Source organism: Arthrobacter sp. PAMC 25486 (assembly GCF_000785535.1).
Taxonomy (GTDB): domain Bacteria; phylum Actinomycetota; class Actinomycetes; order Actinomycetales; family Micrococcaceae; genus Specibacter.
Genome location: NZ_CP007595.1, coordinates 676,681 through 688,641, shown reverse-complemented (window position 1 = coordinate 688,641; position 11,961 = coordinate 676,681). Strand labels below are relative to the sequence as shown.

At 64.5% G+C, this 11,961-nt stretch carries 14 protein-coding genes; 6 read left to right on the top strand and 8 right to left on the bottom strand.

The features are described 5' to 3' along the window. Positions 1 to 41 precede the first annotated feature (41 nt). The 3 genes from art_RS03320 to art_RS03310 are packed head-to-tail and all read right to left on the bottom strand — an operon-like array spanning position 42 to position 2,097. Positions 42 to 731: an energy-coupling factor transporter transmembrane protein EcfT gene (locus art_RS03320; protein WP_038462488.1), complete on the bottom strand. Its 690-nt coding sequence runs from the start codon at positions 729 to 731 to the stop codon at positions 42 to 44. Next, complete coding sequence (locus art_RS03315) at positions 731 to 1,420, bottom strand: energy-coupling factor ABC transporter ATP-binding protein (protein WP_052136880.1); 690 nt, start codon at positions 1,418 to 1,420, stop codon at positions 731 to 733. The genes art_RS03320 and art_RS03315 overlap by 1 nt, the downstream gene beginning before the upstream one ends. Before the next feature lie 26 nt (positions 1,421 to 1,446). Next, positions 1,447 to 2,097, bottom strand: a complete 651-nt coding sequence (locus art_RS03310; RefSeq protein ID WP_082000075.1) for a biotin transporter BioY — start codon at positions 2,095 to 2,097, stop codon at positions 1,447 to 1,449. Positions 2,098 to 2,244: 147 nt separating this feature from the next. On the opposite strand from art_RS03310, the gene art_RS03305 reads away from it, so the two are divergent. Next, positions 2,245 to 3,843, top strand: coding sequence for an ABC-F family ATP-binding cassette domain-containing protein (locus art_RS03305; RefSeq protein ID WP_038462487.1), 1,599 nt, complete (start codon positions 2,245 to 2,247; stop codon positions 3,841 to 3,843). Positions 3,844 to 4,035: 192 nt separating this feature from the next. Here art_RS03305 and art_RS03300 read toward each other — a convergent pair whose 3' ends face one another. From art_RS03300 to art_RS21475, 4 genes are all read right to left on the bottom strand, one after another. Next, complete coding sequence (locus tag art_RS03300) at positions 4,036 to 4,527, bottom strand: YbaK/EbsC family protein (RefSeq protein ID WP_038462486.1); 492 nt, start codon at positions 4,525 to 4,527, stop codon at positions 4,036 to 4,038. A gap of 173 nt (positions 4,528 to 4,700) precedes the next feature. Further along, positions 4,701 to 5,594, bottom strand: a complete 894-nt coding sequence (locus art_RS03295; protein WP_038462485.1) for an SURF1 family protein — start codon at positions 5,592 to 5,594, stop codon at positions 4,701 to 4,703. A gap of 3 nt (positions 5,595 to 5,597) precedes the next feature. Continuing rightward, positions 5,598 to 5,894 carry a hypothetical protein gene (locus tag art_RS03290; RefSeq protein ID WP_038462484.1) on the bottom strand — a complete coding sequence of 99 codons (297 nt, stop codon included), beginning with the start codon at positions 5,892 to 5,894 and terminating at the stop codon, positions 5,598 to 5,600. Further along, on the bottom strand, positions 5,881 to 6,483 hold the full coding sequence (locus art_RS21475; protein ID WP_157875130.1) for a DUF3099 domain-containing protein: 603 nt from the start codon (positions 6,481 to 6,483) through the stop codon (positions 5,881 to 5,883). The genes art_RS03290 and art_RS21475 overlap by 14 nt, the downstream gene beginning before the upstream one ends. A 148-nt stretch (positions 6,484 to 6,631) precedes the next feature. Between art_RS21475 and fabG the strand changes: the two genes are divergently transcribed. Together fabG and art_RS03275 are read left to right on the top strand one after the other, a co-directional pair. Continuing rightward, on the top strand, positions 6,632 to 7,366 hold the full coding sequence (fabG, locus tag art_RS03280) for a 3-oxoacyl-ACP reductase FabG (protein ID WP_038462483.1): 735 nt from the start codon (positions 6,632 to 6,634) through the stop codon (positions 7,364 to 7,366). A gap of 164 nt (positions 7,367 to 7,530) precedes the next feature. Next, positions 7,531 to 8,271 (top strand): SDR family oxidoreductase, encoded by a 741-nt coding sequence (locus art_RS03275; protein WP_038462482.1) that lies wholly within the window; start codon positions 7,531 to 7,533, stop codon positions 8,269 to 8,271. Positions 8,272 to 8,437: 166 nt separating this feature from the next. Here art_RS03275 and serB read toward each other — a convergent pair whose 3' ends face one another. Next, a complete protein-coding gene (gene serB / locus art_RS03270) occupies positions 8,438 to 9,352 on the bottom strand; it encodes a phosphoserine phosphatase SerB (protein ID WP_038462481.1) in 915 nt (304 codons plus the stop codon). Between the two features lie 93 nt (positions 9,353 to 9,445). Between serB and art_RS03265 the strand changes: the two genes are divergently transcribed. The 3 genes from art_RS03265 to art_RS03255 all read left to right on the top strand — a co-directional run bounded on the left by art_RS03265 (position 9,446) and on the right by art_RS03255 (position 11,922). Then, complete coding sequence (locus art_RS03265) at positions 9,446 to 10,231, top strand: ABC transporter ATP-binding protein (protein ID WP_038462480.1); 786 nt, start codon at positions 9,446 to 9,448, stop codon at positions 10,229 to 10,231. Between the two features lie 108 nt (positions 10,232 to 10,339). After that, positions 10,340 to 11,119, top strand: coding sequence for a sulfite exporter TauE/SafE family protein (locus art_RS03260; RefSeq protein ID WP_052135951.1), 780 nt, complete (start codon positions 10,340 to 10,342; stop codon positions 11,117 to 11,119). Then, positions 11,116 to 11,922 (top strand): RNA methyltransferase, encoded by an 807-nt coding sequence (locus art_RS03255; RefSeq protein ID WP_038462479.1) that lies wholly within the window; start codon positions 11,116 to 11,118, stop codon positions 11,920 to 11,922. Before art_RS03260 ends, art_RS03255 begins: the two co-directional genes overlap by 4 nt. Positions 11,923 to 11,961 lie beyond the last annotated feature (39 nt).

Here is an 11,961-nt window from a genome sequence, read left to right as displayed (position 1 = left end):
GACCGCCTGCCTGAAACTCTGGTGTGCACCAAGCCCGGCACTTAGGCGGCGTCGGCGCCGTCGTTTGTGGAATCGAGGGGAGCGGGATCAGCGGGCTCGGGATCACCGAGGCCGCGGGCGGCCAGCGCCTCGCCGGTGTTGCGCGCGTAAGCCACCGTGGCGATCACGACGGGCAGGGAGCGTGCCATCAAGTTGCGTTCCAGGCCGCGGGCGCGGGCGGCGTCCCTGACATCGGCAAACGCGCCAATGACAAAGGGAATGCTGCGCAGCATCAGCGCCACGGTGAGCGAAAACCGCTCCGGATCGGCACCGAACCTGCGCAGCGGACGGACCAGTGCGGAGAGGCCGTCCAGCAGTTCATCCATGGGTGTGGTGGCGGTGAGAATGTTCGAGGCCAGGACGGTGGCGACGATCGCGGCGATGACTTGCCACGCCACCACCGGCCCATACTGCCACCACTGGTATGCGGCGATGAGGACGAGGAAAATGAGCATGAGCCGCACGGCCCGCCACAGCTTCTGCCACGGCAGTCCGGCGATGAAATGGGCAAGCGCGACGGCGGCAAGGGTCACCGTGGTGGTCCAGGCGCCCGCCTCCGTGGAGATCAGCGGCGAGGCCAGGGACAGCACTGCCACGGCAAATAGCAGCAGCGCTTTGCGTCCCAGCGGCAGCCGGTGAAAGAACGAGGTGCCCGGAACGTATCCGGCCACCAGGAAGGCATGGCCGCGCATTAGTCCACAAGCTCCCGGTACCGGGCGATGGCCTCGTGCGGGCCGCCGTCGAACGCCACGGCACCGTTGTCGATGACCAGGACGCGCTCGAAGTCGGACACGAGGGAGAGGTCATGCGTTGACATGATGACCTGCTGCGGCAGTGCATTAAGGCGTTCCATGAGCAGCCGGGTGTTGCGTAAATCCAGCATGGTGGAGGGCTCATCCAGGACCAGCACGGAGGGGGCGACGGCCAACACGGTGGCCAAGGCAACGAGCTGGCGTTCACCGCCGGAGAGCTCGTAAATGCTGCTGTTGGCCAGGTGTGCCAGCTGGTAGTCGGCCAGGATGGCCAAGGCAGTCTCGCGGCGCCGAGCCTTCGCCATTTTTGTCCGGCGCAGCGACAGTTCCACGTCTTCCAGGGGCGTGGGCATGACGAGCTGGGAGAGCGGGTCGGTGAAGACAAAGCCCACCGTGGCCCGCACGGCCGAGCCATCACTGTGGGTGCTGCGGCCCCTGACGTGGACACTGCCCGTGGACGGCAGCACCAGCCCGTTCAGCAGGCGCAGCAGCGTTGACTTCCCTGATCCGTTGGCACCGATCACGGCAATGCGTTGTTCGTCAAGCGTCAGGGACAGGGGGGACAGAATGCGTTTCGGTTCCTTGATGCGTGGATCGGCGGAGGCGATGCTGACGCCTGCGCTGGCCAAAACAATGGAATTTGTCACTGGTGAATTCACTTGCGCCGGCGCACCAGCAGGTCGGGGAAGGCGCGGTGCAGGCTCAGTGCGATGGCCACGGCCACTACGTTCTTTAGGATGTCGCCGGGCAGGTAGATGACATCGGCCGTGACGGCGGCGGAAAGGGCCATGCCCTTGGCCATGAACCCGGCGATGCCAAACGCATGAATGACCACTGTGCCAACCATGGCCGCACCAAAGAGGCCGGCCATGCGCCAACGGCTGCGCACAGCGAGGGTTGCCAGCAGGCCCACCACGGCTGCGCCAAAGATGAACCCGACGATGTAGCCGGCGGAGGGGCTGGCCAAGACGGCAGGCCCGGCACGGAAGCCGCTGAAGATGGGCAGCCCAATCAGGCCCAACAGCACGTACAGGCCCACGGCTGCTGTGCCGCGAGAGAATCCTAGCACCAGCCCGCACAGGCTCACCACCAGGGTCTGCAAGGTGATGGCAACACCCAGGGGGCCAACGTTGATGCCGGGGACGGCAATCGAGGCAGCCATCAGGGCCGCAAAGACAGCAATGAGTGAGAGATCCATCGCACCCCAGCGGCGGCGCCCGGAACGGGGCGTTTCTGGCTGTGGCCCGCCGTCGGGCAGCGCGTGGGAAGTGCTCAGGGCCGTGCCCTTGTGACTCAAAGGACTCATTGTTGCTGCTTTCACTCAATTTTTCAGGGGGCGGGATTTTCGCCGCACCGGAAGGTCGTTAGACTAGATAGGTTGTGCAAGGTGTTTCTGCCCGTTTGGGCCGGATGCGTTGACGACACTTGCCCGCTTATGTGAAAGGTTACTACGTTGATATCGGTCCAAGACCTTGAGTTACGTGCTGGAGCTCGATTGCTCATGGACGAAGTATCATTCCGCATCGACAGCGGCGACAAGATCGGTCTGGTGGGCCGCAACGGTGCCGGCAAGACCACCTTGACCCGCGTTCTGGCCGGCGAGGCACTCCCCGCAGGCGGCACGGTCACGCGCACCGGAGAAATCGGCTATCTGCCGCAGGACCCGCGCACCCCTGACATGGAGCAGCTGGCCAAGGACCGCATTCTTGCGGCCCGCGACATGGACAAGGTCATCGCCAAGCTGCGCAAGGCCGAGGACGACATGGCCAGCGAAGACAACACCATCCGCGACAAGGCAATGCGCCGCTACGACCGTCTGGATGCCGAGTTCCAGGCCGCCGGCGGTTATGCTGCCGAAGCCGAGGCTGCATCCATTTCCTCCAACCTGGCCCTGCCCGAACGCATCCTGAACCAGCCGTTGAAAACCCTTTCCGGTGGACAGCGCCGCCGTGTCGAGTTGGCGCGCATCCTGTTTTCCGGTGCGAAGACCATGCTCCTTGATGAGCCCACCAACCACCTTGACGCTGATTCGGTGGCCTGGCTGCGGGACTTCCTCAAGAGCCACAATGGCGGTTTGATCGTGATTAGCCACGACGTCGAACTCCTGGATGCGACCGTGAACAAGGTCTACCACCTGGATGCCAACCGGGCCACGATTGACCAGTACAACCTCGGTTACAAGAAGTATCTGTCGCAGCGCGAAACCGATGAACGCGCCCGACGCCGGGAACGCGCCAACGCTGAAAAGAAGGCCGGCGTCCTGATGGATCAGGCCAACAAGATGCGGGCCAAGGCCTCCAAGGCCGTTGCCGCTCAGAACATGGCCAAGCGCGCCGAACGCCTGCTGGCCGGACTCGAAGAGGTCCGGGCCCAGGACAAGGTGGCGGCACTACGCTTCCCAGATCCTTCTCCGTGTGGGAAAACTCCGCTGATGGCCGAAGGGCTCAGCAAGTCTTATGGTTCATTGGAAATTTTCATGGATGTCAGCCTCGCCATCGACCGCGGCTCCAAGGTTGTCATCCTGGGCCTCAACGGTGCCGGTAAGACGACCCTGCTGCGCATGCTGGCAGGCGTGTCCAAGCCTGACACCGGCGAGATCATTGCCGGCCACGGCCTGAAGGTTGGCTACTACGCCCAGGAGCACGACACCCTTGACGTAAACCGCACCGTCCTGGAGAACATGCGTTCAGCGGCCGGGGACATGAACGACGCCGAAGTTCGCGGCATCCTTGGCTCGTTCCTGTTCTCAGGTGATGACGTGAACAAGCCCGCCGGCGTCCTTTCCGGTGGCGAAAAGACCCGCCTGGCCCTGGCCACGATCGTCGCCTCCAGTGCCAACGTGCTGCTGCTTGATGAGCCCACCAACAACCTTGACCCCGCCAGCCGTGCGGAGATCCTGGGGGCCCTGAAGAACTACACCGGCGCCGTTGTCCTGGTCAGCCACGATGAGGGTGCCGTAGCGGCCCTTGACCCCGAGCGTGTGGTGCTGCTGCCCGACGGCGACGAGGACTTGTGGAACCCGGAATACTTGGACCTGATCACGATGGCCTAAGCTGCCAGCAACCGATGGCCCACGCTCGCCAGGTTGCCGGGAAGTCGCCTCAGCGATTTATCGGGGCCGTGAGTGGGGAACGACGGCGGGAGGCGACTTGGACATCCAAGTCATCTCCCGCTGTTCTGCTTTGTGGGCCCACGGCTTTGAGGGTTCCCTCGCGAGCTTGCGAGCGGAGGGCGAAGCTGGGGACTAGCGCACGGCAGTTTCAGTTGCCCCTGTTGCTTCAAGGAGCTGCTGGTAACTGATGGAGAGCATGGCCTGGTGGCTGCCGGCGCCGGCCCACAGCACCGGATACTGGGCCAGGTCCGTGTCGAGGAAGCTGCGGATGGGGGACGGGTGCCCTAGGGGTGCCACACCACCAACAGGCTGGCCGGCGTGCTCGAGCACAAATTCCGGGGTGGCACGGCTGATCTTGGGGAGCCCGTGGTCGCGGGCTACTCTCCGGGTGTCCACCTTGGCGCCCCCGCTGGAGAGGATCAGGAGTGGCTTGCCGCCGCATTCAAAAATGAGGCTGTTCGCGATGGCGCCAACCTCACAGTCCAGAACCGCCGCGGCCGTGGCAGCGGTTGCCACCGAGTCCGGGACAACGATGACGGTGTCATCCAGCCCGGCCGAGGTGAGGGCAGCCCGGACGTTTTCAACGACGGGATCAAGAACCTCAGTATTATTGTGCGCGCTCATGGGCTAAGCCTAGCGGCCGAGGGGCTCGTTGCGAGCTTGCGAGCGATGGGAGGCTGCTAGGCGCTAGCGGCCGAGGGGCTCGTTGCGGGCATGCGAGCCATGGGAGGCCGATAGTCACTATGACAAACATCTCAGCGAAGCGGTTGGCGGTGCAGGGTTTGGCGGCCTGCCGCTTAGAACCCCTGGGAGTCAAGCAGGGCGTCTTCGGCTTCTTCGGCGGTTGGCTGGGCGCCCGGCTTGCGAACCTTGGTGTGCCTGCGTGGATGGAATGCCGAACCGCGGCCGTACAGCTCTTCCACGGGAACACCTGATTCGGCGGCTTCCATGGCGTCGTAGTCGTCGTTGCGGCGCTGCATGCGGGCGGCGTAGCCAAAGCCCACAAAGGCCAGGACGCCAAACGCTATCCACTGGAGCGCATAGCTGAGGTGGGAGCCTTCATCGATCGACGGTGCGGGGAAGGGTGTGGGGTTGGCAGCGGCCGCCGGTGATTCTGTGGCGAGCTGTGCGTAGGCGCCGGTCTTAATGTCATAGGGGAGTTGTGTGGCGTACTCGGCAAGGTCGATGGAGGCCAGCTGCCCTTCCGGGGCGCCCCGGTCCAGTGTGGGTTCCACCGGCTTGAGCCTGGCCACGACCGTCACCACTCCGGCCTCGGGCTGCGGAACAAAGTCCGGATGTCCGGGCACCTTGTAGCCGATGGGCAGCCAGCCGCGGTCGATGATGATGGTGTCGCCGTTGTCCAGCGTGAGCGGCACCAGCACCTCATAGCCGGGGGCGCCGTTGAGGGGGCGGTTGCGGACAATGCGCTCATCCGATGTCTGGTAGGTGCCGTTCATGCGCACCTGTGTCCATTCCCTGGCGGGGTCAAGGGTGTCGAAGTTCTTCGCAATGTCCTGGTAGTCCGCCACCTGTCCGGCATAGTTTTGCTGGATCTTGGAAATGTTCTCCACGACGGCGTTGCGCCTGTTCATCTGCCAGTTCCCCAGTGCTACACAGGCCACGGCAAAGATGAGTGCCATGGCAAAGTAGCCCATCCACCTGCTGGAGAAAAGAAACTTGTACGTCTTCATGAACTAGGCGGAATCCTTAGGAGTCAACGGTTGCGGGTTCGGCTGCGAGTTCAAGGGGAGGGTTTCCTTCCACAGGGAACGGCTCTGGAGATAATCTTCAAGCCAGCCGACATGGTCCTCGCACGCCAGCCAGATCTTACGCCGCTCAACTGTGTGAATCTTGGGATTGTTCCAGAGCAACTGCATGGTGGCGTCGGCACGGCAACCCTTGCGGGAGCACTTGGGTGTCTCGGGAGCCGGCGGTCTATTCTGCCCTTCGCCTGTCTGTCCTTCGCCGGACAGCATGTCAAAGATGTTCATGGTGTTTCTCCTCCTGCGCAGCTTCCTGCGCCGGCTCCGTGGGGTCACTTGGAATGCCGGGGCCCATGGGCCAGGCGAAACCCCCAGCGGCGTAGGCGCCTGCAGGGGGCGTGCCTTCGCCGGCAAAGTTGTCCTCGCCATTGGCGGGCGTGCTCTCGCCGGCCGGGGTGTCTTCGTCTGTGTCGGGGACGAGCTCGCCGGTGAGGATGTCACCGGGGGAGGGTGCGCCGTCGAACGTTTCCGGATCCCCAACCCCCAAGGAGTACAAGGGTGCCTCGTCAAGGAGCTCCACGGTCTCGTGCGCGTTGATGTCCGCGCCGCTGTTGGCGATCATCACGGCGACCCACGGCAGCACCACGGCGCCGATGATGGGCACGAGCTTGAACCATCCGTCAAAGACGAAAATGGCGGCCAGGCACACCATGCGGATGCCCATGGTGACCGAATATTGCACCATGCGTCGGCGCATGTCTTCGCTGTGGGGATCGGCGGCGTTGGTAATGGCTTGAACACCGGTGTCGGGGGCGCTGTGACGGTACTTGCTGCGCCGGCCGGCACCGAATTTCGGCGTAGCTGATTGGTCTTTCATCACACTCCAAGGGACGCCTCCATTCTCTCACTGCCCGGGTGCACAACCAAAAAGCCAAGTGTGTGCCGTGGCGGCTTTCACCGTAGGATTCACTAACTGAAGCTGAATTAGCCATAGAAGAATCAAGATTGACTTCCAGGAGGAATACATGAGTGCACCGGCAGGCGAAGAGCGCCAGGGTCGCAGTGTTTTGGTTACCGGCGGAAATCGCGGCATTGGTCTGGCCATTGCCAAGGCCTTTCTGGCCAACGGTGACAAGGTCGCCGTGACCTACCGCAGCACCTCGGAACTGCCCGACGGAATTCTGGGCGTCCAGGCCGACGTCACGGATGCTGCCTCCATCGACGCCGCCTTCACCGAGGTTGAGGCCGCCCACGGCCCGGTCGAGGTGCTGGTTGCCAACGCCGGCATCACGAAGGACACCTTGCTGATGCGCATGAGCGAAGAGGACTTCACCTCCGTCGTGGACACGAACCTCTCGGGCGCGTTCCGGGTCATCAAGCGCGCCTCCAAGGGCATGATCCGCCTGCGCAAGGGCCGCGTGGTGCTGATTTCCTCCGTGGTGGGCCTGTATGGTTCGCCCGGGCAGGTCAACTACGCCGCTTCCAAGGCCGGCCTGGTCGGCATTGCCCGCTCGATCACCCGTGAACTCGGCTCACGCGGCATCACGGCCAACGTGGTTGCCCCCGGTTTCATCAGCACCGACATGACGGCCGAACTGCCGGAAGCCACCCAGAAGCAGTACCTGTCGACGATTCCGGCAAACCGCTTCGCCTCGGCCGATGAGGTCGCCAACGTGGTCCGCTGGGTTGCCAGCGACGAGGCCTCCTACATCTCAGGCGCCGTCATCCCCGTTGACGGCGGACTCGGCATGGGCCACTAAGGCACGACGGCGCGTGCCCGGCCGGTGCCGCAGCGCGTGCCGCGGCGCCGATGTACTCGGAAGTACGCCGCGGCGCCGCTAAGATTCGACATGGATGGCCCGGGCGGGCACCCGAAAGGGTCCCGCCGCGTGGAACGTAGAAATTGGATGTAAGGAAAGTATTTATGGGAAAGCTTGACGGAAAGACAGCCATTGTCACCGGCTCCTCACGCGGCGTCGGCGCCGACGTGGCAAAGTTCCTGGCCGCAGAAGGTGCCGCAGTGGTGGTCAACTACCGCCAGAAGGCTCCCCGCGCCAACAAGGTTGTGGCGCAGATACAGGAAGCCGGCGGCCGCGCAATAGCCGTGGGCGCGGACCTGACCACCCAGGAAGGCGTGCAGGCACTTGTCAGCGCTGCCCTGGAAAACTTTGGTTCGCTGGACCTGGTGGTGCTGAACGCATCGGGCGGCATGGAAAGCGGCATGGCCGAAAACTATGCCCTGGCGCTCAACCGCGACGCACAGGTCAACCTGCTCAACGCCGCCATGCCGGTGCTGCCGGCCGGCTCACGCGTGGTATTTGTCACAAGTCACCAGGCGCATTTCATCGAAACCGTGCCCACGATGCCCGAATACGAGCCCGTGGCCAGGAGCAAGCGTGCCGGCGAACACGCACTGCGCGCGTTCATCCCGAACTTGGCCGCAGAGGACATCTCACTTGTTGTGGTCTCCGGCGACATGATCGAGGGCACCGTGACGGCCACCCTGCTGGACCGTGCCAACCCGGGCGCCATCGAGGCCCGCCGCGCCGAGGCCGGCCGTTTGTACTCCGTGGCGGAATTTGCCGCCGAGATCGCCAAGATGGCCACGGCCGAGGTGCCCAGCGGCCACACCGAATACGTTGGCGGAGCCGACTACTTCAACTAGCCCCTGCCCCACCCCGGCAGACGCTCCTGCAGATCCGGGGTTGTTTTCCCAAACGCTCCTGCAGATCCGGGGCATAATCAACAAACGCTCCCTCACATCAGGTGGGGGAGCGTTCGTTGTTATACGACAGAGCCGGAGGAAGCGGCGCCGGTTACGGCAGGTCGGGCTAGATGTTGGCCAGCGCCAGCGCCACGTCAAGGTTGGGGATGTTGATCTGCGCGTCGGCCACTGCACGCACGGCAGGCTTGGCATTGAAGGCAACCCCGAGCGCCGCAGCGGCCATCATGTCGAGGTCGTTGGCGCCGTCGCCAATGGCCATGGTGGCCTTCACCGGAATGCCCGAGAGCGCACTCCACTCGCGCAGCTGCACGGCCTTCGCCGCCCGGTCAACCACGGCGCCCGAGACCTTGCCGGTCAGGTGCCCGTTCACGATCTCAAGGTCATTGGCCAGTGCGAAGTCCAGGCCCAGCCGTTCCGCCAGGGGCGCCAGAATCTGTGAGAATCCGCCCGAGACAGCGCACACAACGTGTCCCGCTGCCTTGGCCTGCGCCACGAGCCGTTCGGCGCCTTCCGACAACTTGATCTTCTCGCCCACCTCGGCCAGCACGCTGACGGGCAGCCCGCCCAGGGTGGCGACGCGGTGGTGCAGGCTCTCAGCAAAGTCCAGGTCGCCGCGCATGGCCGCCTCCGTGACCTTGGCAACTTCCGTCTCGGTGCCGGCATGGGCGGCCAGCAGCTCAATGACCTCCTGCTGGATGAGCGTCGAGTCGACGTCCATGATGATGAACTTGCGCTTGGCATTGCGCAGGGAGTCAGGAACGACGGCGGTGCTCACGTTCTCAGTGCCGGTCTCCACAAGGGCCTTGCGCAGGCGGGCCAGGCGTGCCGCAGCCTGGGCGTCGCTGGCTCCGCTGGGATCAAGGGACCCCAGTTCAAGCACGGCAACTTCGAAGCCGGGATGGCTCTCCGCGCGTTCAGAGGCAACCGTGTAGCCGTGTTCGGACAGGACGGTCCGGATGTTTTCAAGGACTGAGGGGGAGAGCGTTTGGCCATAGCTGACTGCTGTAAATGTGGAGGGCATGATTGTATTCTAGCCAAGAGCACCCGCGCTGGCCCCACCTGGAGAGTGCGCTGGTTAGCGCTGGCCGCCTTTCGTGTCATAGGCTCAGTGCTTATGAGTGAAGTTTTGGGTTTGGCCGGTGTCAGCGTAGTCCGCGGCACCAAAACACTGTTGGACAACATCGATTGGCGTGTCACGGAGGGCGAACGTTGGGTGGTTCTTGGCCCCAACGGTGCCGGCAAGAGCACCTTGTTGCAGATCGCCGGAGCGCGCATGCACCCCACCCGCGGTGTTGCGGGGATCCTCGACGAGGTTCTGGGCGCCGTTGACGTCTTTGAGCTGCGCCCGCGCATCGGCCTGGCTTCCGCGAGCCTGGCCCACCAGATTCCGGAGCACGAGAAGGTACTGAACGTGGTGGTGACCGCTTCCTATGGCGTCACCGGGCGCTGGCGTGAGGATTACGAGCGCGACGACGAACGCCGCGCCTTTGGCTTGTTGGAGGAGTGGGGGGTTTCCACGTTCTTCAACCGCCCCTTTGCGTCGCTGAGCGACGGCGAACGCAAGCGTGTGCAGATCGCCCGCGCCCTGATGAGCGATCCCGAACTGCTGCTGCTGGACGAGCCCGGCGCAGGCCTGGACCTCGCCGGCCGCGAAGGCCTGGTCAAGCGCCTGAGCGAACTGGCAGCCGACCCCCTGGCACCAAGCACGGTTCTGGTCACCCACCACCTGGAGGAAATCCCCCCGGGCTTCACGCACGCATTGCTGCTGCGCGACGGCGGAATCGTTGCCCAGGGCCCCATCGCGGACGTCCTGACGGAGGAGAATCTCTCCACTACCTTCGGCCTGCCGCTGTCTGTCACAAGCACCGCCGGACGGTACACGGCGACGGCACGCGCCTAACCGCCGTCGTACGCTCCCGCCCCCTTTTTCCCATCAAGGCTGTTCCCACGCCCCTTCCCACGCAGCCCTTCACGCCCGCCACTCCTTGAATAGGACCCCACCACAGCAGTGAACGCGCTTGAATCCTTCTTCATCCTGCTTGGCGGGCTGTGGGCCGGCACCATCAACACGGTGGTCGGTTCCGGCACGCTGGTCACGTTCCCCATCCTGATCGCGCTGGGGGTTGCCCCCGTCATGGCGGTGGTCAGCAACGCCATGGGCCTGATCGCGGGGGGCATCTCCGGCACGTGGGGGTATCGGCGCGAGCTGAGCGGCATGAGGGCGAACCTGCGCAGGCTCATGCCCGCATCGATTCTGGGCGGCATCACGGGCGCGGCACTGCTGCTGCACCTGCCGGAGTCGGTGTTTGCGCTGGTGGCGCCGGCTCTGATTGTGCTGGCGCTGGCACTGGTCATCTTCCAGCCGAAACTGCAGCGAGCCATCAAGGCAAGGCGCGACGCCGGCCCCTCCACCCGCTCGCACGACGCCGCCATGGTAGTGCTCGTGTACCTGGCGGGCGTGTACGGCGGCTATTTTGTTGCCGCGCAGGGGGTGCTGCTCGTCGCGATCCTGGGCATCTTCATGTCCGGCACGCTGCAAAACGCCAACGCCGTCAAGAATGTGCTCTCGCTGAGCGTCAATGTCGTGGCCGCCATCTCCTACCTGATCTTCGCCCCGGAGAAAATCATCTGGCAAGTGGTGGCACTGATCGCCGTCAGCTCCCTCGCCGGCGGCTTCATTGGCGCCCGCATCGGCCGGAAACTGCCGCCGCTGGTGCTGCGCAGCGTCATCGTCGTCCTGGGTCTCGTGGCCTTGTTCTTTATGATTCAGAAACTGGTTGCCCCATGATCATCCATCTTGACAACGCCGCCGACCCCCGCGTCAGCGACTACGTCTCCCTGACGGACGTCCAGCTGCGGAAGGTGAAGGAACCAGCCGAGGGCCTCTACATTGCCGAAAGTCCCAAGGTGGTGCGCCGCGCACTGGCCGCCGGACACCGGCCGCGGTCCTTTTTCCTGGCGGAGAAGAGACTGCCGGAGGTGTTGGACGTGCTCGAAGCCCACCCAGACGTCCCCGCGTTTGTGGGCACCGGCGCCATGCTCGAGCAAATCACCGGCATCAACCTCCACCGCGGAGCCCTGGCCGCCATGCACCGCCCCGCACCGGTGAACCTGCCCGAGCTGCTGGCCGGTGCGCGACGTGTGGCCGTGCTGGAAGACGTCAGCGACCACACCAACATTGGCGCCATCTTCCGCTCCGCCGCGGCGCTCGGCGTCGACGCCGTCCTGATCAGCCCGAGTTGCGGCGACCCGCTGTACAGGCGCAGCATCCGTGTCAGCATGGGTGCGGTGTTCCAGGTCCCGTGGGCACGCCTGACGGATGGGCCAGCCGGACTGGATGTGCTCCATGAGGCCGGATTTACGACGGCGGCACTTGCCCTGGTCGCGGAATCGCTCACCATCAAGGAACTCGCCGCCCGCAACGATCACAAACTGGCTCTCATCCTCGGCAGCGAGGGCAATGGGCTCAGCCCCGATACTCTGGCGCGCGCCAAGCACACCGTCATGATCCCCATGCACGCAGGCGTGGACTCCCTCAATGTTGCCGCCGCCAGCGCGGTGGCGTTCTTCGCCACTGATCCACGGGGCTGAAACGGCTCGCCGGATGCCGCATCCAGGCCGCCCGCCACG